This is a genomic window from Noviherbaspirillum sp. ST9 (assembly GCF_048799745.1).
GTDB lineage: Bacteria > Pseudomonadota > Gammaproteobacteria > Burkholderiales > Burkholderiaceae_D > Noviherbaspirillum.
Map to the genome: position 1 here is coordinate 206,410 of NZ_JBLWFR010000008.1, position 23,453 is coordinate 229,862.

At 61.3% G+C, this 23,453-nt stretch carries 20 protein-coding genes; 10 read left to right on the top strand and 10 right to left on the bottom strand.

Features of this window, described 5'->3' with window-relative positions; translation table 11 throughout:
• Positions 1–3 precede the first annotated feature (3 nt).
• Entirely contained in the window at positions 4–1,416 is a 1,413-nt protein-coding gene (locus ACNOHI_RS19565) for a PLP-dependent aminotransferase family protein (RefSeq protein WP_420476375.1), read from the bottom strand.
• A 166-nt stretch (positions 1,417–1,582) separates the two neighbouring features.
• Between ACNOHI_RS19565 and ACNOHI_RS19570 the strand changes: the two genes are divergently transcribed.
• On the top strand, positions 1,583–2,047 hold the full coding sequence (locus tag ACNOHI_RS19570; RefSeq protein WP_420476376.1) for an OsmC family protein: 465 nt from the start codon (positions 1,583–1,585) through the stop codon (positions 2,045–2,047).
• Between the two features lie 9 nt (positions 2,048–2,056).
• Positions 2,057–2,683, top strand: a complete 627-nt coding sequence (locus ACNOHI_RS19575; RefSeq protein WP_420476377.1) for an FMN-binding negative transcriptional regulator — start codon at positions 2,057–2,059, stop codon at positions 2,681–2,683.
• A gap of 42 nt (positions 2,684–2,725) precedes the next feature.
• Here the strand turns inward: ACNOHI_RS19575 and tal are convergent, their stop codons facing one another.
• The 4 genes from tal to pgi form a co-directional block, all read right to left on the bottom strand.
• Positions 2,726–3,661 (bottom strand): transaldolase, encoded by a 936-nt coding sequence (tal, locus tag ACNOHI_RS19580; RefSeq protein ID WP_420476378.1) that lies wholly within the window; start codon positions 3,659–3,661, stop codon positions 2,726–2,728.
• Between the two features lie 82 nt (positions 3,662–3,743).
• Entirely contained in the window at positions 3,744–4,613 is an 870-nt protein-coding gene (locus ACNOHI_RS19585; protein WP_420476379.1) for an SIS domain-containing protein, read from the bottom strand.
• A gap of 29 nt (positions 4,614–4,642) precedes the next feature.
• On the bottom strand, positions 4,643–6,124 hold the full coding sequence (gene zwf, locus ACNOHI_RS19590; protein ID WP_420476380.1) for a glucose-6-phosphate dehydrogenase: 1,482 nt from the start codon (positions 6,122–6,124) through the stop codon (positions 4,643–4,645).
• A 117-nt stretch (positions 6,125–6,241) separates the two neighbouring features.
• Complete coding sequence (gene pgi, locus ACNOHI_RS19595) at positions 6,242–7,891, bottom strand: glucose-6-phosphate isomerase (protein WP_420476381.1); 1,650 nt, start codon at positions 7,889–7,891, stop codon at positions 6,242–6,244.
• A 221-nt stretch (positions 7,892–8,112) separates the two neighbouring features.
• Between pgi and edd the strand changes: the two genes are divergently transcribed.
• Both edd and ACNOHI_RS19605 read left to right on the top strand, forming a co-directional pair.
• Complete coding sequence (edd, locus tag ACNOHI_RS19600; protein WP_420476382.1) at positions 8,113–10,026, top strand: phosphogluconate dehydratase; 1,914 nt, start codon at positions 8,113–8,115, stop codon at positions 10,024–10,026.
• Between the two features lie 11 nt (positions 10,027–10,037).
• Positions 10,038–10,664: a bifunctional 4-hydroxy-2-oxoglutarate aldolase/2-dehydro-3-deoxy-phosphogluconate aldolase gene (locus ACNOHI_RS19605; RefSeq protein WP_420476383.1), complete on the top strand. Its 627-nt coding sequence runs from the start codon at positions 10,038–10,040 to the stop codon at positions 10,662–10,664.
• On the opposite strand, the gene ACNOHI_RS19610 is transcribed toward ACNOHI_RS19605, so the two are convergent.
• The 3 genes from ACNOHI_RS19610 to ACNOHI_RS19620 are packed head-to-tail and all read right to left on the bottom strand — an operon-like array spanning position 10,661 to position 12,608.
• Positions 10,661–11,629 carry a diguanylate cyclase gene (locus ACNOHI_RS19610; protein WP_420476384.1) on the bottom strand — a complete coding sequence of 323 codons (969 nt, stop codon included), beginning with the start codon at positions 11,627–11,629 and terminating at the stop codon, positions 10,661–10,663. The two genes, ACNOHI_RS19605 and ACNOHI_RS19610, sit on opposite strands and share 4 nt — an antisense overlap.
• 2 nt (positions 11,630–11,631) lie before the next feature.
• Positions 11,632–12,246 (bottom strand): chemotaxis protein CheX, encoded by a 615-nt coding sequence (locus tag ACNOHI_RS19615; protein WP_420476385.1) that lies wholly within the window; start codon positions 12,244–12,246, stop codon positions 11,632–11,634.
• Positions 12,246–12,608, bottom strand: coding sequence for a response regulator (locus ACNOHI_RS19620; protein ID WP_420476386.1), 363 nt, complete (start codon positions 12,606–12,608; stop codon positions 12,246–12,248). The genes ACNOHI_RS19615 and ACNOHI_RS19620 overlap by 1 nt, the downstream gene beginning before the upstream one ends.
• Before the next feature lie 155 nt (positions 12,609–12,763).
• Between ACNOHI_RS19620 and rpiA the strand changes: the two genes are divergently transcribed.
• Positions 12,764–13,435: a ribose-5-phosphate isomerase RpiA gene (rpiA, locus tag ACNOHI_RS19625; RefSeq protein ID WP_420476387.1), complete on the top strand. Its 672-nt coding sequence runs from the start codon at positions 12,764–12,766 to the stop codon at positions 13,433–13,435.
• 66 nt (positions 13,436–13,501) lie between these two features.
• On the opposite strand, the gene ACNOHI_RS19630 is transcribed toward rpiA, so the two are convergent.
• On the bottom strand, positions 13,502–13,774 hold the full coding sequence (locus tag ACNOHI_RS19630) for an oxidative damage protection protein (protein WP_088706982.1): 273 nt from the start codon (positions 13,772–13,774) through the stop codon (positions 13,502–13,504).
• 54 nt (positions 13,775–13,828) lie between these two features.
• Positions 13,829–15,139 carry an amino-acid N-acetyltransferase gene (gene argA / locus ACNOHI_RS19635; protein ID WP_420476388.1) on the bottom strand — a complete coding sequence of 437 codons (1,311 nt, stop codon included), beginning with the start codon at positions 15,137–15,139 and terminating at the stop codon, positions 13,829–13,831.
• A gap of 25 nt (positions 15,140–15,164) precedes the next feature.
• On the opposite strand from argA, the gene hrpA reads away from it, so the two are divergent.
• The 5 genes from hrpA (at position 15,165) to ACNOHI_RS19660 (ending at position 23,313) form a co-directional block, all read left to right on the top strand.
• Entirely contained in the window at positions 15,165–19,037 is a 3,873-nt protein-coding gene (gene hrpA, locus ACNOHI_RS19640; RefSeq protein WP_420476474.1) for an ATP-dependent RNA helicase HrpA, read from the top strand.
• A 45-nt stretch (positions 19,038–19,082) separates the two neighbouring features.
• Positions 19,083–20,063 (top strand): XdhC family protein, encoded by a 981-nt coding sequence (locus ACNOHI_RS19645; RefSeq protein ID WP_420476389.1) that lies wholly within the window; start codon positions 19,083–19,085, stop codon positions 20,061–20,063.
• 156 nt (positions 20,064–20,219) lie between these two features.
• Positions 20,220–21,545, top strand: coding sequence for an NAD(P)/FAD-dependent oxidoreductase (locus ACNOHI_RS19650; protein WP_420476390.1), 1,326 nt, complete (start codon positions 20,220–20,222; stop codon positions 21,543–21,545).
• 173 nt (positions 21,546–21,718) lie between these two features.
• Positions 21,719–22,285, top strand: a complete 567-nt coding sequence (gene dcd / locus ACNOHI_RS19655; protein ID WP_420476391.1) for a dCTP deaminase — start codon at positions 21,719–21,721, stop codon at positions 22,283–22,285.
• 107 nt (positions 22,286–22,392) lie between these two features.
• Positions 22,393–23,313, top strand: a complete 921-nt coding sequence (locus tag ACNOHI_RS19660) for a glutaminase (RefSeq protein ID WP_420476392.1) — start codon at positions 22,393–22,395, stop codon at positions 23,311–23,313.
• Positions 23,314–23,453: the final 140 nt, after the last annotated feature.

Genomic DNA, 23,453 nt, shown 5'->3' on the forward strand with positions numbered 1-23,453 from the left:
TCCTTATTCATCGAGGACGTCCCGCAGCGCGGGCGCAGCCTGCCGGATGTCCTTGATCGGGATCGGTGCAAAACCCAGCACCAGCCCAGTCAGGGATTCAGCAGAGGTACTGTCGTCCAGATAAAACTGGGACAGCGCCCTCAGCTCGATCCCTTTCTCCCCGGCCCGCAGGGCAATCTCCTGATCGTCACGGCGGGCAACAAATGTCGTCGTTAGTTGCAGACCCGCGTCGGCCGCGCCTGCTTTCACATGCTCGCCCAGATGCGAATCGATCGCTTCCAGCAAGGTGATGCGCCGTTCGCCGTAGGCTTCGCGCGTACGCTTGATGTGGCGTCCGAAGTGTCCCTCCGTAATGAAATCGGTCAGCACGATCTGGGGGACGATGGCAGCGTGGCGGTCGAGGATGGCACGCGCCTGGACGAAGGCGTCGACGAGGGCGGGCGGCAATACCATGTAGCCCATCCGCAGGCCGGGGAACAGGACCTTGGACAGCGTGCCGACATAAATGACGCTCCCTGTCTTGTCGAGACTTTGCAACGAAGCCAGCGGCGGCCCGGTGTAGCGGTATTCGCTGTCGTAGTCGTCCTCCACGATCCACGCCCTGTTAGCCTTGGCCCATTCCAGCAGCTCCAGTCGACGGGCGAGACTCATCGTCGTGCCAAGGGGGAGCTGGTGTGAAGGCGTGACGTACGCCAGCCTTGCATCCGAATAGGCTGATTTACCTGCTGAAACCACGATGCCCTGATCATCAACGGGCACCGGGCACACGAGTGCTTCGGCGGCGCGCAGGGAGGCGCTGATGCCGCGATACCCGGGATCCTCGACCCATGCAGCGTCACCCGGATCAAGGAGCAGGGAGGCGATCAGGAACAGGGCCTGCTGCGAGCCGGAAGTGACGACGACCTGGTCCGGATGGCAGTGGACGCCCCGCGAAGCGCCAAGATAGCCGGCCAGTGCTTCCCGCAAGGGTTTGTAGCCGATCGGCGCGCTGTAGCCGAGCTCGTGCGGTGTCCGGCGCCAGCGCCTTGCCTCGAGCCGCGCCCAGACGTCGAACGGGAAGAGGTCGAGCCCCGGCATGCCGATGCGGAACGCCTTGGGTGGGCCTTCGTGCGTATTCAGCGCGACCTCCGGCCCGATGAAACGTGCACCACGCGCGGACAGCGGCCGCAGCGGGTGCGCGTCTGAACGCTTTGAGAACGTCGCTGCGACGGGCAAGATCTTGCTGACGAAGGTTCCCTTGCCAACCGTGCCCGCCAGATAGCCTTCCGCCACGAGATGCTCATACGCATTCAGCACCGTCTGCCTGGATACACCAAGCTGTCGCGCGAGATCGCGTGTCGGCGGCAGTTGCGCGCCCGGAGTAATCCTCCCAGCCAGCACCGATTGCTTGATGCCTTCATATAATTGGCGAAACATCGGTGTGGCCGAGGCCGGCGAAAGCTGAATGGTGGCGAGGGAATCGGCGAGGTGCATGTCGTACTACTCCAATTGGTATTCTAAAAATAGCACTTATTGGCACTTCAAGAAAGCCAATGATCTCGTTACGCTATGCTTTTACCGATGCAAAGGGAAGGGACTGGCCATGCATAGCTACGATGCAACGATTACCTGGCAGCGAGGCGACCAGGCGTTTGCCGACAACCGCTACAGCCGGGGGCACCGCTGGACGTTTGACGGCGGCGCCGACGTGCCGGCGTCTTCCTCGCCGCATGTCGTTCCAGTTCCCATGTCCGATGCCGCCAGCGTCGATCCGGAGGAGGCTTTGGTCGCGGCCACGTCAAGCTGTCACATGCTGTTCTTCCTGAGCTTCGCGGCAAAGCGCGGATTCATTGTCGACAGTTATATCGACCGCGCGTCCGGAGTCATGGAAAAGAATGCGGACGGAAAGATGGCGATGACACGCATCACGCTGCGGCCCGACATCGTGTTTTCCGGCGAGCAACGGCCCACGCCGGAGGAGCTCGCCCGCATGCATCACGATTCGCACGAACAGTGCTTCATCGCGAATTCATTGAAATCGGAAATCGTTCTCGAACCAGTGACCTGAAGGCTGCACATGTACATTCCCTCGCAATTTAACGAAAGCCGCTTCGACGTCCTGCACGGCCTCGTGCGTCAACACCCGTTCGGCACGATTGTGACGATGGGCGCGTCTGGCCTCAACGCCAATCACATTCCGTTCGAGTTCGATGCCGACGGGGAGCATGGTGTCCTGCGCGCACACATTGCCCGGGCCAATCCCCTCTGGAAGGACTATTCCCCGGATGTGGAAGCCCTCGTGATTTTCCAAGGCGCACACGGCTACATCAGTCCGTCGTGGTATCCGACTAAGGAAGTGGATGGCCGCGCGGTCCCCACCTGGAACTACATGGTCGTGCATGCCTATGGTCCGCTAAAGGTCATCGACGACACGACATGGATCCGGGCACAGCTGGAACGGCTGAGCGGGCAGCATGAGGCAGGGCGGAAGCAGCCTTGGACCATCGACGATGCGCCTGCGGACTACATCGAGAAACTTCTGAAGGCGATTGTCGGCATCGAAATACCGATTTCGCGTCTCGCGGGTAAATGGAAGGTGAGCCAGAACCAGCCTGAGGAGAATCGTGCCGGCGTGGTGCAAGGATTGCGCGAGCAGGGCGGGGATACGGCGTTTGCCATGGCGGACGCCGTAGCGGGACGGTGAAACTTTGCGTGCCGCCATGTCCGGCGGCACGCATTCAGGCGGTTAGCGTAGCGCTTCCACCATCTTTTCCAACTTCACGGCGTCCGCGCAGAACAGGCGGATGCCTTCGGATAGCTTCTCGGTGCCCATCGCGTCGTCGTTGAGCATCAGGCGGAAGGTCTTCTCGTCGAGCGTCAGCTTCTTCAGGTCGGACGCATTCGCTTCCTCAACGCTGAGCTTGCGCGCAACCGGCGCTTGGGTTTCGGCCAGCTTCTGCAGCAGCTCCGGGCTGATCGTCAGCAGGTCGCAGCCGGCCAGTTCGACGATCTGCGAGGTGTTGCGGAAGCTCGCGCCCATCACTTCGGTCTTGTAGCCGAACTTGCGGTAGTAGTTGTAGATCCGCTTCACGGACTGCACGCCCGGATCGTCCGCGCCGGTGTATTCCTGTCCGGTCGACTTCTTGTACCAGTCGTAAATGCGGCCGACGAAGGGCGAGATGAGCTGCACGTTGGCGTCCGCGCAAGCGATTGCTTGCGGCAGTGCGAACAGCAGGGTCATGTTGCAGCGGATGCCTTCTTTTTCCAGCACCTGCGCCGCCTGGATGCCTTCCCAGGTTGATGCAATCTTGATCAGCACGCGCTCGCGCGAAATGCCGGCAGCTTCGTACAGGGCAATCAGGGCGCGACCCTTGTCGATGGTGCCTTGGGTGTCGAAGGACAGGCGGGCGTCAGTCTCGGTCGAGACGCGGCCGGGGATCAGCTTGAGGATTTCGAGGCCGAAGGCGATCAGCAGGCGGTCGATCACGTCGCCGGTCGGCAGGCGGACGTTGTCGCGCACGGCCTTTTCCAGCAGCGGCTTGTATTCATCCTTCTGCACGGCCTTCAGGATCAGCGACGGGTTGGTCGTCGCGTCGCGCGGGGCGAAGGCCTTCATCGCCTGGAAATCGCCGGTGTCGGCGACGATGGTGGTGTACTGCTTGAGTTGTTCGAGCTGGTTCATGACGGGGTGGTCAGCGGCAAAAAAGGCCAATGATACCCCCATCGGCGGCGCCGCTGTTGGATCTGGATCAGAGGTGAAAGTCCTACAACTTCGGCGGGTGGCGCAGGAATGAATCGAATTGCATGTCCAGCTTCTGCAAGGCTTTTTGTGCGTTTTGCATCTTCTTGCGGAATTCCGGTCCGCGCTTGAGCGCCAGGCCCACGGCGAGGATGTCGATGACCACGAGATGCGCGAGCCGTGCCGAGATCGGCGTGTACGGGTCGATGTTGAAGCTGAGGTCGATCGGGACGAGCACCGTTGCTTCTTCCGCCAGCGGCGTGCCGCTCGGCGTGAGCGCAATGACATCGGCGCCAACCCTGCGCGCAAGTTGCACACTGTGCAGCAGGGCGGTGCTGTTGCCGCGCTGGGAAATGGCAACCACCGCATCACCCTTGGTCAGCAAGGCGGCAGAAATGGCATGGATGTGCGGGTCGGCGTAGGCGACCGTGTGCACGCCAGAGCGGAAGAACTTGTGCTGCGCGTCCGCTGCTACGATACCCGACGTGCCCTGTCCCCAGAATTCGATCTTGCTGGAACGCGCCAGCACGTCCAGTGCCTTCTCGATCGCCGCTGGCTGCAGGTTGTTGCGCAGGTCGAGCAGGGTGTTGATGGATCGGCTACAGATCTTGCTGACGAGGTCGGCGGCAAGGTCGTCCTGCAGCGGCGACTCGTCGGCCTGCGGCAGGGCCAATGCCAGCGTCTGCGCCAGCTTGAGCTTGAACTCGTGCCAGCCGTCGTAGCCCAGTGCTCGGCAGAAGCGCACGACCGTCGGTTCCGATACCTGCGCATTCTTCGCCAACGCCGTGATATTGCCGGAGACGGCCAGGTCGGGATTCTTCAGGACGGCCATGGCCACCTTCTTTTCCGACTTGGACAGGGCGTCAAGCTGGGTCTTGATCGAGTCGAGCAGCATAGGGGTTCAATGAGATGGTCGGGGCCGGATCACTCTTCCGGCAGCGCTTCTTCCCGCCATTGTAATCCGTCGCGACCGATCAACGCGCTCGCAGCAGGTGGGCCCCAGGTGCCCGAGGTGTAGGGCATCGGCTCGTCGCCCTCCTGTTCCCAGAATTCGAGAATGGGCTCGACCCATTCCCAGGCCGCTTCGAGTTCGTCGCTGCGCATGAAGAGGGTGAGCTGGCCGCGCAGCACGTCGAGCAGCAGGCGCTCGTAGGCGTCCATGCGCGGCATCTTGAAGGTTTCGCGGAAATCCAGTTCCAGCTCGACCGGACGCAGGCGCATGCCGTCACCGGGCGTCTTCGCCATCAGGTTCATCTGCAGGCCTTCGTCCGGCTGCAGGCGGATGATCAGGCTGTTGGCCTGGAAGCTACGGTTGGGTTGGGCGAAGATCGAATGCGGAATGGTCTTGAAGCGCACCACGATTTCCGCAAGCTGGTCGGCCATGCGTTTGCCGGTCCGCAGGTAGAACGGCACGCCGGCCCAGCGCCAGGTATCGATTTCCGCCTTCAAGGCGACGTAGGTCTCGGTGCGCGAATTCGGATTGGCGTCCTGTTCCTTGCGATAGCCGGGTACGGGTTTGCCTTCGACATGGCCAGAGCGGTACTGGCCGCGCACGACGTTCTGCGCGATGGTATTGGCCGTGAAGCGTTTCAGCGAGCGCAGCACCTTGAGCTTTTCATCGCGTACGGCATCCGGCGTCGCCGACACCGGCGGCTCCATCGCCACGATGCACAGGAGCTGCAGCAGGTGATTCTGCAGCATGTCGCGCAGCGCGCCGGCGGTTTCGTAATAGTCCATGCGATTGCCGACACCGAGTTCTTCCGCGATCGTGATCTGCACGTCGGAAATCCATTCGCGCCGCCACAGCGGCTCGAACAGCACATTGCCGAAGCGGAGTGCGAGCAGGTTCTGCACCGTTTCCTTGCCGAGATAGTGGTCGATGCGGAAGATCTGCGATTCAGAGAAGACCCGGCCGACTTCCGCATTGATCTGCTTCGCGCTCGCAAGGTCGCGCCCGAGCGGTTTCTCAAGCACGACACGCGATTCCGGTGTTGCCAGACCGCTCTGCGAAAGGTTGTGACAAATCTTCGCAAACAGGCTTGGCGGCGTCGCCAGGTAGAACACGCGGGTAATTGGCTCCCCTCCAGCCGAGTCGCGCATCGCCTTTACGAGCAGCGGATAGGTCGACGCATCCGTTGCGTCGAGCGCGACGTAATCGATCCGTTTGCAGAAGGCCTCCCAGACACCCGCATCGGGCGAACCGGACGCGGTGTGCGGGCGGGCGCTGCGGTTCACTTCTTCCAGGAAGCTTTCGCGCGTCCATTCATGGCGTCCGACACAGATAATGCGGGCGGACGCGGCAATGTCCTTTGCGCGTTCGCGGTTGTACAGCGCGGGCAACAGTTTGCGCATTGCAAGGTCACCGCCGCCGCCGAACAGGACCAGGTCAAAATCGGATAGAGCCATGATGATCAGATGGTTACTTCAAAAAAATTGCCGCAAGCGCACGCGCAAGCCTTCCGGCTCGGCGTGTGGATAAATTCGATGGCAAAGCGGAGGCCGGGTTCGTCGTCGGACAGGAGATTACTCCGACAGTGAGATCTTCGCCCGTGCAATCAAGCCGTTGGTCGAGCCATCGTGGGCATCGGGATGTGCGGCACCTGTCAGCTCCGCTTCGATGTTCTTGGCAAGCACCTTGCCGAGCTCCACTCCCCACTGGTCAAAACTGTTAATGCCCCAGATTACACCCTGCACGAACGTCTTGTGTTCATACAAGGCGATGAGCGCACCAAGGGTTGACGGCGCCAGCTTGTCCATCAGGATGGTATTGCTCGGACGGTTGCCGGGGAACACGCGGTGCGGGAGCAGGGATTCGATTTTCTCATCTGGAATTTGCTGGGCGCGCATTTCGACGCGTACTTCTTCTGCGGTCTTGCCGCGCATGAAGGCTTCCGACTGGGCAAAGCAGTTGGCGAGCAGGACCATATGATGCCCTTCGAGGTCATGCGCGGCCTTCAGTGCCGCGATGAAGTCGACCGGCGTCACGTCCGTTCCCTGGTGCAAGAGTTGGAAATAGGCGTGCTGCCCGTTGGTGCCGACGTCGCCCCACACGATTGGGCAAGTGGCAGTCGAAACCGGTTGGCCCGCAGCGGTAACGCGCTTGCCGTTGCTCTCCATGTCGAGCTGCTGCAGATAGGCGGGAAACTGGCTCAAATCCTGATGGTAAGGAGCGATGGAGAGCGAACTGCTGCCAAAGAAATTGCGGTACCAGATGCCGATAAGGCCGAGGATGACCGGCATGTTCTTTTCCAGGGGAGCAGTCTGGAAGTGCTGGTCCATGGCATGGGCGCCCGCGAGGAATTCGGAAAACCCTTCAAATCCGATCGCGAGTGCGAGAGGGAGTCCAATGGCCGACCACACCGAGTAGCGTCCGCCGACCCAGTCCCAGAACGGGAACATGTTCTCGGTATCGATGCCGAACGATCGCACGGCTTCCGTGTTGGTGGATACCGCGACGAAATGGCGCGGCAGGTCCGGTTCCGCGTGCGCCTGCAGAAACCATGAACGCGCCGACTGCGCGTTCATCATCGTTTCGCGGGTGGTGAAGGTCTTCGAGGCGATAATGAACAGCGTGCTTTCGGAGGGGACTTTCGCCAGTACGGCGTCGAGGTCGTGCCCGTCCACGTTGGAAACGAAATGCATTGTCAGCCGTGGGTGGACGAACGGGCGCAGCGCGCGGCAGGTCATCTCCGGGCCAAGGTCGGAGCCACCGATGCCGATGTTGACGATGTCGGTGATTGCCTGCCCGGTGCACCCGGTCCATTGCCCGGAGCGTACGCGATCGCTGAAGGCCTTGATGTGGTCGAGCACGGCATGAACCTCCGGCACGACGTCCTGTCCATCCACGACAAGCGATGCGCCGCGCGGCAGGCGCAACGCGGTGTGCAACACCGCGCGGTTCTCGGTTGTATTGATTTTTTCGCCGGAAAACATTGCTGAACGCTTCGACTCCAGGTCGCACTCGCGGGCCAGCTGGAACAGCAAGTCCATCGTTTTCTCGTTGAGCCGGTTCTTGGAGTAGTCGAGCAGGAGGCCTGCGGTTTCAATCGAGAATCGGTTGAAGCGATCGGATTGTTGCGAAAACAGAGTGCGCATCTGCCATTCCTTCGCTTCGGCAAAATGCTGTATCAGGGCCTGGAAGGCCGGTGCATCGGTCAGATTGGATTGGGGCATGGCGATTAACTGTTCCGGTCGGGTAGACAATTTGTATAGAACGTCAACGTGTTCAACTATACAACATGTTAAGGTAAATTCACTACAAGCTTTTCCCGACATGCTTCTTTCTTGCGAAATCTCAGCGGGTGGGAGTACGGGTTCCTGTATGCGCTTTATTCGAGCGTGGTCATGGATTTCTTGTGTAGTAAAATTACGTAATAAATGTCAAGGATTGCATCATGTCTCTTCACCCCATACTGGCTTCCACAACCGACAGGATCATCAGGCGCAGCCGCCCGTATCGCAGCGCCTACCTTGCGCGCCTCGATGCGGCACGGCTGAAGGGAGTGCAGCGGGGCGCACTGGCCTGCACGAACCTGGCGCACGGCTTTGCTGCCTTCCCGGCCAATGACAAGCTCAAGCTCAAGCAGCAATCGGCGCCTTCGGTCGCCATTGTTTCCGCCTACAACGACATGCTGTCGGCACACCAGCCATTCGAACGCTTCCCGCATCTCATCAAGGACGCCGTGCGTGCAGCCGGTGGCGTGGCGCAGTTCGCGGGCGGCGTGCCGGCCATGTGCGATGGCGTCACGCAGGGGCAGCCGGGTATGGAGCTATCTCTGTTTTCTCGGGACGCGATTGCGATGGCAACGGCAATCGCGCTTTCCCACAACATGTTCGATGCCGCGGTGTACCTCGGCGTGTGCGACAAGATCGTGCCGGGCTTGCTGATCGGCGCGCTGCACTTCGGCCATCTTCCTGCCGTCTTCATTCCCGCCGGCCCGATGACGACGGGTATCTCGAATTCGGAAAAGGCCAAGGTCCGCCAGCTCTACGCACAGGGCAAGGTCGGTCGCGACGAATTGCTGGAGTCCGAGGCGCAGTCGTATCACGCCGCTGGCACATGTACCTTCTACGGCACTGCCAACAGCAACCAGATGCTCATGGAGGTCATGGGCCTGCATATGCCGGCCACTGCGTTCATCACCCCGAACACACCCCTGCGCGATGCGCTGACTGCTGCCAGTGCACGCCGTGCGGTCGAGATCAGCGCGCAGGGCAAGGAATACATTCCTGTCGGCCATGTCGTCGACGAAAAGGCCATCGTCAATGCCATCGTCGCCTTGCTGGCAACGGGCGGTTCCACCAACCATACGCTTCATCTCGTTGCGATGGCAAAGGCAGCGGGCATTGTGATCGACTGGAACGATTTCGATGCGCTGTCCGCCGTAGTCCCGCTGCTGACGCGGATCTATCCGAACGGCGAGGCCGACGTCAATCACTTCCATGCGGCGGGCGGCACGGGATTCGTCATCCGCGAATTGCTCGATGCCGGGTTGCTGCACGAGGACGTGACGACGGTAATGGGCAAGGGGCTGCGCGCACATTGCTCCGAGCCCTTCCTGCAGGGGGAGGACGTGGAGTGGCGGCCAGCGGTATCCGTGAGCGGCGACCTTGATGTTCTGAGGCCGGCTGCTGAACCATTCTCCCGCGATGGCGGGCTCCGCCTGTTGTCGGGCAACCTTGGCCGTGCCGTGATCAAGGTGTCCGCGGTCAAGTCGCAGCATCGCGTGGTCGAGGCGCCAGCGATCGTCTTCAACTCCCAGGAAGATTTCATGTTCGCCTTCAAGGCAGGCAAGCTGGATCGAGACTTCGTTGCCGTCGTGCGCTACCAGGGGCCGCGTGCCAACGGGATGCCGGAACTGCACGCGCTCACACCCGCGTTATCGAGCCTGCAGGACGCCGGTCGCCGCGTGGCGCTGGTGACGGACGGGCGTATGTCCGGCGCGTCGGGCAAGGTGCCAGCGGCTATCCACGTCTCGCCCGAGGTGCTTGCTGGCGGGCCGATTGGACGCGTGCGAGACGGCGACATGATCCGCGTGGATGCGGAAACTGGAGTGTTGCAGGCCCTGGTAGCGGAGGCAGAATGGAATGCACGCGGGACCGCGCCTGCGGACCTGTCCGCCAATCAGGTGGGCATGGGGCGCGAACTGTTCGCCATGTTCCGCGGCTCGGTAAGCGCAGCGGAAGAGGGCGGTGCGACATTCAGCCTGCCGCCGCCGCTCCATCTACCCCAAGAACAGGACAACCCGCTCGCCGTCCCTGAAGAACAATCGTTCTCCGACGAGGATTCCCTCGTGACCCGCCGATAAGAAGAAAGACCATGACACTACTCGACATCATGCGCGTTTCGCCGGTTATTCCAGTGATCGCGATCGACAGCATCGACCAGGCGGTTCCCCTCGCCAGGGCGCTGGTTGCTGGCGGCATTCGTGTGCTGGAAGTGACGCTACGCACCGAGCACGGCATCCCGGCGATACGGGCGATGGCAGAGCAGGTACCGGATGCGATCTTAGGCGTTGGTACGTTGACGCTGCCGGAGGAGTTCGCAGCAGCGCGCGACGCCGGAGCAGTCTTTGGCGTATCGCCCGGGCTGACGCCCGCGCTCATCGACGCGGCAAGGCACTCCGGTCTGCCTCTGCTGCCCGGAGTGATGACGCCGTCCGAAGTCATGGCTGCGCGAGAAGCTGGCTTTCACCAGCTGAAGCTGTTCCCTGCGGTGCCAGCCGGTGGACTCGGGATGCTCAACGCAATTGCCGGTCCGCTGCCCGATGTGATGTTCTGCCCGACGGGCGGGATATCGCAAGAAACCGCGCCGCAATTTTTGGCATGCAAGAACGTTGCGTGTGTAGGCGGGTCGTGGCTGACGCCGAAGAATGCAATGCAGTCGGGAGACTGGCAGCAGATTACCGAACTGGCCCGTGCGGCCAGCGCCCTGCGTCAGGCCTAAACCTGGTCCGCCTTTTTTCTCGAATCGGAATACATCACTACGCAATTGCGCCCCGACCGTTTCGCCTGGTATAGCGCACGGTCTGCGGCGTGGATGAGACTGCCCGTCTTTGCCGTGTGTTCCGGAACGACAGTGCTGACGCCCAGGCTCACGGTGACGAACTTCGCCACGCCCGAGTAGGCGTGCTCGATGTTGAGCCCTTCGATTTCCGCACGCATGGCTTCGGCGATTCGCATTGCGCCGTCTTCGTTGGTCTCCGGCAGGACCACGGTGAACTCTTCGCCGCCGTAGCGCGCCACCAGGTCGCACGCGCGGTGGAGCACACCACCCAGCGCCGAGGCAATCTGCGCCAGGCACTGGTCCCCATGTTGATGGCCGTAGTTATCGTTGTAGTCCTTGAAGTAATCGACGTCGATCATGATCAGGGACAGTGGCGTCGCATTGCGCTTGGCGCGGCGGAATTCGTCGTCAAGATGCAGGTCGAAGCGGCGCCGGTTGGCGATCCCCGTCAAGCCATCCACGAGGGTCTGCGATTCGAGTTCCGTCGCCAGGTCACGCAGCTTCTTCTCCCGCGCCACGGCCATGCTGACATCGGTGATCTGCACCACGCAGTGCCGGGGCAGGCCGGTGATTTCCAGCGGCATGACATGCACCGCCTGCTGCATGCGCACCGCGTTCGCCGCGTCTGCGGAATTGGCATAGAGCGGGAAAGGCGCCTTGTTCAAGGTCTGCGACAGCAGCGAAGCGAAATTGTTTTCGAGCGCGGCGAGAATCGCGACATGGGTACGGCCATCGGCCATGCCGGGAAATACGTCGCAGAAGGCTTTGCCCTGGATGTCGGCGGAAGGCAGCAGCGAGTGCTGCTCCATCCACTGGTTCCACATGACGATCCTTTGGTCCGGGTCGATCACGATGATGCCGGCCCGGACGGTCTTCAGTACACCCTGTAGCAAGCTCAGCTGCATGCCTATCCCATCAGCTTCGCAAGGTAGTCGTCGATGTAGTGCTGCAAGTCGTGCAGTGCGGGCATGTCGAGCAGGAAGGCGACATAGCCGTAAATATGGTGGCGCTCGATGTTGAAGTCGATCTTCAGCGTCAGCACAACGCCGTCCCATTCCTTGCCGGTGGTGCCAAGGATGTCGTCGCCGGTGCCGGCAAGGTAGGTGGGGAGGGAACCGCGCAATTCCTTGCCGGCGGCGTTGGCGAAGGAGCCCATGCAGGAGTTGAGGATGATGTTGCCGATCTCGCTCATCGCCTCCTGTTCCATCTCGCTGAGCTCTTCAAGGGAAAAACTCTGGCCGACCATCAACCGGACAATTTCGAGGCTTTTCTCTTCCGGGAACATCAGGAAGGCTTCGGTATTGAAGGCGCCCTCGAAATGCTGCGCGACCGCCGAGATGCGGCGTCCTTCGTCGCTTCCCAATGTCTTTGCGACCTCAGCGCGGCTCTGGAAGCTGATCATGGGCACCGACATGGTGACCTCTTCATCCACGATGCGGCTCATCGCCGCGGCCGCCCGGCCAACGCCGAGGTTGAAGATCTCAACCAGGGCGTCGTGCTGAAGTTCGGTGAGCTGGAACATTACTGGTTTTCGAAGACGGCGATGATGCGGTCGATGCAGGCTTCGGTGATCGGCTTCTCGGCAAAGGCGATGCCGAGCGCGTTCGCCTTTTCACGCGTGGCGTCCTGCACGTTTGCCGTCAGCAGCGTAATGTGCGCCGCCGGGCATTTGGCCTGGATCTTGTCCACCGCCGCGAGGCCGCCCATGCCGGGCATGTTCAGGTCGAGGAGGACGAGGTCGGGAGTGACGTTCTGCAGCTTGTCGATCGCTTCTTCGCCGCTGGCTGCTTCGGCGATGGTCCATTCGGGATGGCGGTTGAGGAGGAACTGCTTCGAAAGCAGGCGGGATACCTTGCTGTCGTCTACAACGAGAACGGTTGTCATGTTTGCATCGCTCTATGGATGTTGAAGCAAAATAATGCTTTGTGGTAAGTCTATCATTCGATTGCTTCAGAACGCTTGCAATTGCCGACAAAAAATCCGGTTTTGCGACAGCCGACCGCTTAAAATAGCGGCTTCTTTTTTCACTGCAATGCACCATGACCCAAGACGAAATGAAACAGGCGGTTGCCCGTGCCGCCATCGAATACGTACCGAGTGGCGAAATCATCGGCGTCGGTACCGGTTCCACCGCCAATTTCTTCATCGATGAGCTCGGCAAGATCAAGGATCGCATCAAAGGCGCCGTGGCATCTTCAGAGGCAACGGCTGCACGCCTCAAGTCGCACGGTATCCCGGTGTTTGACCTGAATGACGTGGAATCGATGTCCGTCTACATCGACGGCGCCGACGAGATCGACCCGAAGGGCGCGATGATCAAGGGCGGTGGCGCCGCGCTGACGCGCGAAAAGATCGTTGCTTCCGTTGCAGCGAAGTTCGTGTGCATCGCCGACGGCTCCAAGCTGGTCGACATGCTGGGCGCTTTCCCTCTGCCGGTCGAAGTCATCCCGATGGCGCAGGCTGCCGTCGCGCGCAAGCTCAAGACCTTTGGCGGTGAACCGCGCCTGCGCATGAAGGATGGCCAGCCGCTGCTGACGGACAACGGCTGCATGATCCTGGACGTGGTGGGCCTGAAGATTGCCGACCCGGCTGGACTCGAGGCGCAGATCAACAACATCCCGGGTGTGGTGACGGTCGGCCTGTTTGCGCAACGCGGCGCCGATGTCGCCTTGCTCGGCACGGCGGAAGGCGTGAAAAAGCTGACCTTCTGATAGCTGCACCAATGCAAAAAAGCCCGCTGGTCAGCGGGCTTTTTTGTTTGTGTTACTTGCGGGAGATTATTCGGACGGCGGCACGTAGCCGGTTGCGACATCCGCGCCCGAGCCGAAGAAATGGTTTTCCATCTGCGTCGCGAGGTACTTGCGCGCGCGGGCGTCCGCCAGGTTCAGGCGGTTTTCGTTCACCAGCATGGTCTGGTGCTTCAGCCAGCCGGCCCATGCCTCTTTGGACACGTTTTCGAAAATGCGCTTGCCGAGATCTCCCGGATATGGCGGGAAATCCAGTCCTTCGGCTTCCTTGTTCAGCTTGATGCAGTGGACCATGCGGGCCATGTTCTACTCCTTGTTTATCTGAATGGCGCTGCCACATTGGAGGCAGGCGGGGGGTTAAAGTTGCTTGATCAGTACTTGTGACTTGCGTTGCCAGTTGTACATGTGCTGTCGATCCTTCGGCAGGTCGTCGACATTGGCGTGCACGAAGCCGCGCTTGAGGAACCAGTGCGCGGTGCGCGTCGTCAGGACGAACAGCTGGGCAAAACCGGCCGCGCGCGCCCGGTTTTCCATGTGCTTGAGGATGCGCTCGCCGTCGCCCTGGCTTTGCACTTCGGGATTCACCGTCAGGCAAGCCATTTCGGCCATTTTTTCCTTCGGGAACGGGTAGAGCGCCGCGCAGCCGAAGATCACGCCGTCGTGCTCGATCACCGAGAAATACTCGATCTCGCGTTCGATCAGCTCGCGGCCGCGCTTGACGAGGGTGCCATCGGCTTCCAGCGGCTCGATCAGCTTCAGGATGCCGCCGACGTCTTCAATCGTAGCTTCGCGCAGGGTTTCCAGGTTTTCGGTACTGACCATGGTTCCGACGCCGTCGTGGGTGAAGATTTCCAGCATGGCCGAACCGTCCAGTTCGAACGGCACGATGTGCGCACGCGGCACGCCCGCGCGGGAAGCCTTCACGCAAGCCTGCAGGTAGAAGGCCGAATCCGGCGGCAGCACGCTGCTCTTGAGCAGGGCGTCCGCCTGGGCGGCGGTCAGCTCGCGCACGTCGCGGCCTTCGAGGTCGGTCATCATCGGGGTTTCGGTGATGAAGATGAGCTTGTCGGCGCGCAGCGCGGTGGCTGCCGCGACGGCGACGTCTTCCATGGCAAGGTTGAACGCCTCGCCGGTAGGCGAGAAACCCAGCGGAGACAGCAGGACCAGTCCGCCGGCACTTAGGATCGGATGGATGGTCTCATAGGCAATCTTGCGCGCGATGCCGGTGAATTCGAGATCCATCCCGTCGATCACCCCGATCGGACGCGCCGTGACGAAATTGCCTGAAATGATACGGATGGCCGAATGGGCCATTGGCGTGTTCGGCAAACCCTGGCTGAAGGCCGCTTCGATATCGAGGCGCAATTCGCCGGCAGCTTCCTTGACGCACTCCATGGCGGCGGCATCGGTGATGCGCAGGCCGTTATGGTAGCGGGCGGTCAGGTTGCGCAGCGCCAGTTGCTCCTCCACTTGGGGGCGCGAGCCGTGGACGATAACGACCTTGATGCCCATGGCGTGCAACAAGGACAAGTCCTGGGCCAGCACCGGTAGGGCGCCCGACATCACCAGCTCACCCGGGAAGGCGACCACGAAGGTTTTTCCCCGGAAGGCGTGGATGTAAGGCGCTACGGAGCGCAGCCACTGAACGAATTGAATAGGGTTTTCCATGACGCGCATTATAATTCGCCCCGATATGTCTGCACCCGAACACGTCCAAAAAAGTCCCCCGCGTCAACCCGGGCCGCGCCGGCCCGAGGGTAAGCCCGTCGAGCCCGTCGTCCGCAACCCCTTGCCGCCGATTACCTTCCCTGAAGAGCTGCCTGTCTCCGGGCGCCGGAAGGAAATCGCCGACGCGCTGCGCGCGAACCAGGTCATCATCGTCAGCGGCGAAACCGGCTCGGGCAAGACGACCCAGTTGCCCAAGATCTGCCTCGAACTCGGCCGCGGCCAGAAGGGACTGATTGGTCATACCCAGCCACGCCGGATTGCCGCCTCGTCCACGGCCAAGCGCATTGCGCAGGAACTGGGCACGCCGCTGGGCGAGCACGTGGGTTTCAAGGTGCGCTTCACGGATACCCTGTCGAAAGGAGCGTCGGTCAAGCTCATGACCGACGGTATCCTGCTCGCCGAGACCCAGACCGACCCGTTGCTGCGCCAGTACGACACGATCATCATTGACGAGGCGCATGAGCGCAGCCTGAATATCGACTTCCTGCTGGGGTATCTCAAGCAACTGCTGCCCCGCCGGCCGGACCTCAAGGTCATCATCACCTCGGCAACCATCGATGCCGACCGCTTTGCACGACATTTCGGCAGGGGCGACAAGCCTGCCCCGGTGATTGAGGTATCGGGACGCCTCTATCCGGTGGAAGTGCGCTACCGTCCGGTGGAGCCTGCCGACAAGACGGAAGGAAAGCCCTCCGCGCAAAAGGAACAGCGCGACCTGATGGACGCCGTGGTCGACGCCGTGGATGAGCTTGCCCGCCTCGGACCCGGCGACGTGCTGGTCTTCCTGCCCGGCGAGCGCGAGATCCGTGACGCGGCGGAAGCCCTGCGCAAGCACCATCCGCCGCATGTCGAGATCCTGCCGCTGTTTGCACGGCTTTCGGTGCAGGAGCAGGAGCGCGTGTTCAGGACATCCAACGCGCGCCGCATCGTGCTGGCGACAAACGTGGCGGAAACGTCGCTGACCGTTCCTGGCATCCGTTATGTGGTCGACACCGGCCTCGCGCGCGTCAAGCGCTACAGCTACCGCAACAAGGTCGAGCAGTTGCAGATCGAACCGGTCGCGCAGTCCGCCGCCAATCAGCGCGCGGGCCGTTGCGGCCGTGTCGCCGCGGGTGTCTGCGTCCGACTTTACGACGAACAGGATTTCCAGCAGCGGCCAAAATTCGCCGATCCCGAAATCCTGCGCTCCTCGCTGGCATCCGTCATCCTGCGCATGAAATCGCTGCGGCTGACCGATGTCGAGACCTTTCCGTTCATCGAGCCGCCGATGGGCCGGGCAGTTGCAGATGGTTACCAGCTGCTACAGGAACTCGGCGCTGTCGACGACGCCAACCAGCTTACCCAACTCGGACGCCAGCTCGCCAAGCTGCCGCTCGACCCGCGCGTCGGATGCATGATCCTTGCTGCCCGCGATAACGCCGCGCTGACCGAAGTGCTGATCATCGCTGCCGCATTGTCGGTGCAGGATCCGCGCGACCGCCCGATGGATGCGCAGGATGCCGCCGACAATGCACACAAGAAGTTTGCGGACGAGAAGTCGGAATTCGTCAGCTACCTGAAGATCTGGAAGTGGTTCGAGGAGGCTATCGAGCACAAGAAGTCCAACAAGCAGCTGATGGACAACTGCCGGGCAAACTTCCTCTCGCAACTTCGTTTGCGCGAATGGCGCGACGTGCATTCCCAGTTGCTGACGCTCGTGCGTGAGCAGGGCTGGAGGCTGAATGAAACGCCTGCGACCTATGAACAACTGCATACTGCGCTATTGACCGGCCTGCTGGGCAACGTTGGTTTCAAGGCGGACGACGAGCAGGTGTATCTTGGCGCGCGCGGCATCAAGTTTTACATCTGGCCCGGTTCGCACCTTGCAAAGAAGGCAGGGCGCTGGGTGATGGGCGCGGAGCTGGTGGATACCACGCGTCTTTACGCGCGTTGCATTGCGCAGATCCAGCCTGAATGGCTCGAACGCGTCGGCGGACACCTGCTGAAGAAATCCTGGGGCGACCCGCGCTGGGAAAAACGCACGGCGCAGGTATCTGCCTACGAACGCGCCACGCTGTACGGCCTCGTTGTCTACAGCCAACGCAGGATCGACTTCGGCAAGATCAATCCGACGGAAGCGCGCGAGATTTTCATCCGCAGCGCCCTGGTAGCGGGTGAGTTGGACACGCGTGCACCATTCCTCGCCCATAACCAGAAGCTGGTACGCGAGATCGAAAACCTCGAACACAAATCGCGCCGCCTCGACGTGCTGGTGGACGAGGAACTGATCGCCGCTTTCTATGACAAGCTGGTCCCGCAGGATATTCATACCGGCGTCACCTTCGAGAAATGGCTGAAGGAGGCGACGGCGAAGAATTCAAAGCTGTTGCACCTGAACCGTGATGACCTGATGCGCCACGAGGCGGCCGGCGTGACGACGGACCTGTTCCCGAAGACGATGAGCGTCGCCGGTGTGGCGATGATGCTCACCTACCATTTCGAACCGGGCAGCCCGCGCGATGGTGTAACGATGACCATCCCGCTTTACGCACTGAACCAGGTCTCCGCCGAGCGTTGCGAGTGGCTGGTTCCCGGCATGCTGAAGGAGAAGGTGCATCTGCTGCTGAAATCCTTGCCGCAGAAATTGCGCCGCCATTGCGTTCCGCTGCCTGACTATGCCGCCGGATTCTGCGAGCGCGCAGACTTCGGCAAGGGCAATCTGATCGACGCGATCATAGCGGATGTGCGCGAACAGACAAGCGTGACCGTCAAGACAACTGACTTCAAGCTGGAGACCTTGCCGGCGCACCACTTCATGAACTTCAAGGTAGTCGACGAACACGGCAGGCAGCTTGAGATGGGCCGCAACTTGTCGTCGTTGCAGGCGGAGTTTGGCGGACAGGCGAGGGAACAGTTCCAGAAACTGGCGGAGAAAACAACGATTGCGCCGGCGGAGCAGGGGAGCAAGGCGAGCCCGGAAGCAGCGGCGCCAGCCGCCGCCATTTCCGAGTACCAGAACCTGACCACCTGGTCTTTCGGCGAACTCCCTGAACTGCTCGAAATCCAGCAGGGCAAGCAGACGCTGATCGGTTTCCCCGCGCTTGTCGACAAGCAGACGCATTGCGATCTCGAAGTGTTCGACGATCCGGCGGAAGCGGCGCGTGTGCACCACCTCGGTTTGCGCCGCCTGTTCTCGATTCAGCTGAAAGAGCAGTTGAAGTACCTTGAAAAGAACATCCCGAACCTGCAGCAGATGGGCATGCAGTTCATGTCGCTGGGTACGCAGGAAGAACTGCGCGACCAGATCATCCAGGCGGGCCTCGACCGCGCCTGCATGCAGGACCCTTTGCCGAAGAACGCGGAAGAATTCAACCAGCGCAAGGATGAAGGCAAGAGCCGCCTTGGGCTGCTGGTCAATGAGATCGCGCGTCTCGCGGCGCAAGTGCTTGCCGAGTACTACACCCTCCCGAAGAAGCTGCAGGGCGCCAAGGCGCATGCGCAAAGCGCCGCCGATATGCAATCCCAGCTCCAGGCGCTGGTGGGCAAGCGCTTCATCGCCGACAACGACTACACGCAACTCGCGCACTTCCCGCGCTACCTGAAGGCGATCAACGTACGCCTGGAAAAGCTGCGCGCGGATCCGGCGCGCGACGCGCGGCTGATGACCGAATGGTCGCTGGTTGCCGCCCCGTGGCAGCGTGCATTGAAGGACCGGCAGAAGAGTGCCGATCCGAAGATGGTGGAGTTCCGCTGGCTGCTGGAAGAACTGCGCGTGTCCCTGTTTGCGCAGGAGTTGCGCACACCCATGCCGGTGTCGGTGAAGCGCCTGCAGAAGGTGTGGGAGTCCATGCAACGCTGATCCGTTATGATGCAAGCTCTCATTTCACGAAACTTGCACACTGGAATGGATAGCACCGATCTCGAAGTCCTGAAGGCCTGCGACGCGTGGCTCGCGCAGGGGCGCCGATGCGAGCTTGTCACCGTCATCCGGACATGGGGCGCCAGCCCGCGTCCGGCCGGCGCCATGCTGGCGATGTGCGAGGATGGCAGGGTGGTCGGATCGGTGTCCGGCGGATGCGTCGAAGACGACCTGATCGAACGGGTGCGCAAGGAGGGCATGCAGCGCATGCATCCTGAACTCGTCACTTACGGCATCACCGCGGAGGAGGCGCATCGTTTCGGACTTCCGTGCGGCGGCACGCTCCAGCTTGTCATTGAACCCCTTTCCGGCCCGAGCCGGATTCCTGAGCTGCTGCAACGCGTGACACGGCAGGAGTTGGTTTCTCGTGTCCTTCATATATCGTCCGGGGAGGTCGAACTGGTCCCTGGCCATCCCGACCAGCAGGTCGAGGTCGTCGACGGAAAGCTGGCTGTATTGTATGGCCCGCGCTGGCGCCTCCTCGTGATCGGTGCGGGTCAGTTGTCGGGGTTTCTGGCGCAGATTGCGACCGGCATGGACTATCAGGTCCTTGTCTGCGACCCGCGCGAGGAATGCCGCACGGCGTGGCACGTGTCCGCTGTTGAAGTAGTCCACGCCATGCCGGACGATTTCATTCTCGAGCAGAAACCGGACAGGCGTTGCGCCGTCGTCGCGCTGACGCACGATCCGAAACTCGATGACCTGGCATTGATGGAAGCACTGCGCTCCGATGCGTTTTACGTCGGTGCGATCGGGTCCCGCATCAATAATGCAAAGCGGCGCGAACGTCTGAAGCAGTTCGACCTGACGGGCGATCAGGTAGCGCGACTGCATGGGCCTATCGGCCTTCATATCGGCAGCCGTGTTCCAGCAGAAATTGCCATTTCCATCCTCGCCGAGATGACCGCGGTAAAGAACGGTGTTCCGCTTCAGGGCAAGATCCAGCGCAAGGCGGATATTTCCTGAGCACAGGTTTCCAGGCTTTATGCCTTCTCGTTGACATTATTCAATTGATAACTTTTTCCCGGCGATATAGTGGTTTTCGTCAATCCTCATCCATTAGGGGAAGCGAATGCAAAGACCACCTGCTGCGGCACTCTGCATGCGATCCGGAGCGGTCGCATGAGACACGTCATCATCGGTAACGGACCGGCAGGCATCATCGCCGCGGAAACGATACGCAAGAATGCGCCCGGTGACGAGATCATCGTGATCGGCGACGAGGCCGAAGTGCCGTACTCGCGCATGTCCATTCCGCATCTTCTGGCCGCGAACATCAATGAGGCGGGCATGCATTTGCGGCGCGAAAAGGATTGGTTCGCGCGTCAGCAGGTCATCCCGGTCTTTGGGCGCGCGGTCCATGTCAGCAGCCGCACGCGCACCGTCAAGATGGAAGACGGCACGGCCCTCGAATTCGACAAGCTCCTGATCGCCAGCGGCGCATCGCCGCGTGTCCCTGTCATTCCCGGTATCGACTTCCCCGGGGTGCATGCATGCTGGACGCTCGACGACGCGCGCCGCATCCAGCGGCTGGCGCAACCGGGCGCCAAAGTCGTCCTTATTGGCGCGGGTTTCATCGGTTCCATCGTCATGGAAGCGCTTCTCGCACGCGGTGTGTCGCTGACCGTCGTTGAACGACGCGACCGCATGTTGCCCGGCATGATGGGCAAGAAGGCGGGCGACATCGTGCAGCGATGGTGTGAAAAGAAAGGCGTCCGCATATTCACCTCCACGCGGGTCGTCTCGATCGGCAGCAGCGACCTTGCCCACGCCGGATCAACGCGCCTCGTGCGGCTGTCGAATCGCGAGCAGTTTGTTGCCGACCTGGTCGTGTATTCCGTTGGAACCATGCCCAATGTGTCCTTCCTCAAGGGCAGCGGGATTCGCTGCTTGCAGGGCGTGGTGGTGGATGCGTCGATGCAAACCAACGTGCCGGGCATCTATGCGGCAGGCGACTGCGCCGAAACCTTTGACAGTGTCGCGGGACGTTCCGTCATCTCCGGGGTACAGCCGAACGCCGCGGACCAGGCCTACTGCGCCGCACTGAACATGACCGGCAAGCATGCCTTCCAGCGCGGGGTGCGGCAGATCGATGTGGTCGACACGATGGGACTGATTTCCTCCTCCTTCGGCAACTGGCAGGGCGTGCGCGGAGGTCAGTGGGTGGAGGTCGCCGACGAACGGCACTTCAAGTACCTGCGGCTGGAATTCTTCAAGGATGTGCTGGTCGGCTGCAATTCGGTCGGGGTGACGGAACATGCGACCGTCCTGCGCAGCCTGATCCAGAACCAGGTCCATCTCGGCGAGTGGAAGGATCGCCTGCTGCAAGACCCGACCCGGCTGAAGGAAGCCTATGTGGCCTGCGTCGAGCAGCAGTATGTCGACGAAGCGTCCTGGTTCCACCAGCCGATGGACCGACAGCCTGAGGTCTTCCGCCACGCGGTCTAGCCAATTTGGTAACGGTTGCGGCCGTTAAAACTGATCCAGGTCAATTCCGCTCCGACCGCCCCCAAGTTTGGTCGCTGGCAGGTTGTTTTCGCGTAAAATCGCGGGGATTCGTCGTTTGCAGGCGCTCTGCCGCCTCTGCGACCGCCCCGCAATCCTACTCTCCCGCGAAAACAATGAGCATCAAATCCGACAAGTGGATCCGCCGCATGGCCGAGGAACACGGCATGATCGAACCGTACGAACCCGGCCAGGTGCGCCACGTCGACGGCCAGAAGATCGTCAGCTACGGCACCTCGTCCTACGGCTACGATATCCGCTGCGCCGACGAATTCAAGATTTTCACCAACATCAACAGCACGATTGTCGACCCGAAGAATTTCGACGAGAAGTCGTTCGTCGATTTCAAGGGCGATGTCTGCATCATCCCGCCGAATTCCTTCGCGCTCGCCCGCACGGTGGAGTACTTCCGCATTCCGCGCAGCGTGCTGACCATCTGCCTCGGCAAGTCGACCTACGCCCGCTGCGGCATCATCGTCAATGTCACGCCGTTCGAGCCGGAATGGGAAGGTTACGTGACGCTGGAGTTTTCCAACACCACACCGCTGCCGGCAAAGATCTATGCAGGCGAGGGCTGCGCGCAAGTGCTGTTCTTTGAGAGCGATGAAATGTGCGAGACCTCGTACAAGGATCGCGGCGGCAAGTACCAGGGCCAGCGCGGCGTCACCCTGCCCAAGACCTGATTCCCTCCCAGGGGGAATTCTTCCAAATTTTCTTTGGAGGAAGGTGCCATAGAATGAGACGCACGCCGCCTGCATGAGCGGGCGGCCAATCTCGCAAGGTGGCACCGATGTCCCTCGACTACCAGCACGTCCTCGATACGATCCAGTCCGAAGTCCAGCCGCTCCTCGGGCAGGGCAAGGTCGCCGGTTATATTCCAGAGCTGTCCAAAATCTCGCCGGAACGTTTCGGCATGGCAGTGTATTGCCTCGACGGGCGTGCCTACATGACGGGCGACGCCGATGTGAAGTTTTCACTGCAGAGTGTGACCAAGCTGTTTGCGCTGGCGCTTGCATTTTCCCGCGAAGGCGACGACATCTGGAAGCGCGTCGGCCGCGAACCGTCCGGCAATCCATTCAATTCGCTGGTGCAACTGGAGGTCGAACGGGGAAAGCCGCGCAATCCCTTCATCAATGCGGGCGCCCTCGTCATCACCGACATCCTCGCATCGCGCTTTGTGCAGCCTGATCTCGCCGTCCTGCAGTTCGCGCGCCAGATCGCGGATGAGCAGGGCATCGACTTCGACCAGACTGTTGCGGAGTCCGAGCGAAAGACCGCGAACCGGAACAGTGCCATTGCCTACTTCATGAAGGACTTCGGCAATCTGCACAATCCGGTCGATGCCGTCATCGACAGCTACTGCCGCCAGTGCTCCATCACGATGACCTGTGCCGAACTTGCGAAGGCCGGAAGCTTCCTCGCCAACCATGGCACCATTCCTTGGAGCGGCACACAGATTCTCGGCCTCAGTCCAGCCAAGCGGCTCAATGCACTCATGCTTACCTGTGGAACCTACGATGCGGCTGGAGATTTTGCCTTCAGGGTCGGATTGCCGGCGAAGAGCGGTGTGGGTGGCGGTATCCTTGCGCTGCTGCCCGGAGAGGCATCGGTGGCGGTCTGGTCGCCCGGCCTGGACCCGACCGGGAATTCGCTCGCGGGGACTTATGCACTGGAGCGTTTCACGACGCTAACTGCCCGCTCCATTTTCTGAGCGCACAAAAAAAACCCTCCCCGTGCAAGGGGAGGGGCAGGTAAGGGGTAGGGTGTTCGCTATACAGCCGAGGTACTTCAACCATCCTGCCCCCAACCCAAGCTCCCTTTGCAGGGAGGCGGCCCACCTCTGGAGGATCT

Bases quoted from the DNA above. Each gene is read 5' to 3' on its own strand.
- ACNOHI_RS19565 (WP_420476375.1), bottom strand. From the start codon at position 1,416: ATGTTTCGCCAATTATATGAAGGCATCAAGCAATCGGTGCTGGCTGGG.
- ACNOHI_RS19570 (WP_420476376.1), top strand. From the start codon at position 1,583: ATGCATAGCTACGATGCAACGATTACCTGGCAGCGAGGCGACCAGGCG.
- ACNOHI_RS19575 (WP_420476377.1), top strand. From the start codon at position 2,057: ATGTACATTCCCTCGCAATTTAACGAAAGCCGCTTCGACGTCCTGCAC.
- tal (WP_420476378.1), bottom strand. From the start codon at position 3,661: ATGAACCAGCTCGAACAACTCAAGCAGTACACCACCATCGTCGCCGAC.
- ACNOHI_RS19585 (WP_420476379.1), bottom strand. From the start codon at position 4,613: ATGCTGCTCGACTCGATCAAGACCCAGCTTGACGCCCTGTCCAAGTCG.
- zwf (WP_420476380.1), bottom strand. From the start codon at position 6,124: ATGGCTCTATCCGATTTTGACCTGGTCCTGTTCGGCGGCGGCGGTGAC.
- pgi (WP_420476381.1), bottom strand. From the start codon at position 7,891: ATGCCCCAATCCAATCTGACCGATGCACCGGCCTTCCAGGCCCTGATA.
- edd (WP_420476382.1), top strand. From the start codon at position 8,113: ATGTCTCTTCACCCCATACTGGCTTCCACAACCGACAGGATCATCAGG.
- ACNOHI_RS19605 (WP_420476383.1), top strand. From the start codon at position 10,038: ATGACACTACTCGACATCATGCGCGTTTCGCCGGTTATTCCAGTGATC.
- ACNOHI_RS19610 (WP_420476384.1), bottom strand. From the start codon at position 11,629: ATGCAGCTGAGCTTGCTACAGGGTGTACTGAAGACCGTCCGGGCCGGC.
- ACNOHI_RS19615 (WP_420476385.1), bottom strand. From the start codon at position 12,246: ATGTTCCAGCTCACCGAACTTCAGCACGACGCCCTGGTTGAGATCTTC.
- ACNOHI_RS19620 (WP_420476386.1), bottom strand. From the start codon at position 12,608: ATGACAACCGTTCTCGTTGTAGACGACAGCAAGGTATCCCGCCTGCTT.
- rpiA (WP_420476387.1), top strand. From the start codon at position 12,764: ATGACCCAAGACGAAATGAAACAGGCGGTTGCCCGTGCCGCCATCGAA.
- ACNOHI_RS19630 (WP_088706982.1), bottom strand. From the start codon at position 13,774: ATGGCCCGCATGGTCCACTGCATCAAGCTGAACAAGGAAGCCGAAGGA.
- argA (WP_420476388.1), bottom strand. From the start codon at position 15,139: ATGGAAAACCCTATTCAATTCGTTCAGTGGCTGCGCTCCGTAGCGCCT.
- hrpA (WP_420476474.1), top strand. From the start codon at position 15,165: ATGTCTGCACCCGAACACGTCCAAAAAAGTCCCCCGCGTCAACCCGGG.
- ACNOHI_RS19645 (WP_420476389.1), top strand. From the start codon at position 19,083: ATGGATAGCACCGATCTCGAAGTCCTGAAGGCCTGCGACGCGTGGCTC.
- ACNOHI_RS19650 (WP_420476390.1), top strand. From the start codon at position 20,220: ATGAGACACGTCATCATCGGTAACGGACCGGCAGGCATCATCGCCGCG.
- dcd (WP_420476391.1), top strand. From the start codon at position 21,719: ATGAGCATCAAATCCGACAAGTGGATCCGCCGCATGGCCGAGGAACAC.
- ACNOHI_RS19660 (WP_420476392.1), top strand. From the start codon at position 22,393: ATGTCCCTCGACTACCAGCACGTCCTCGATACGATCCAGTCCGAAGTC.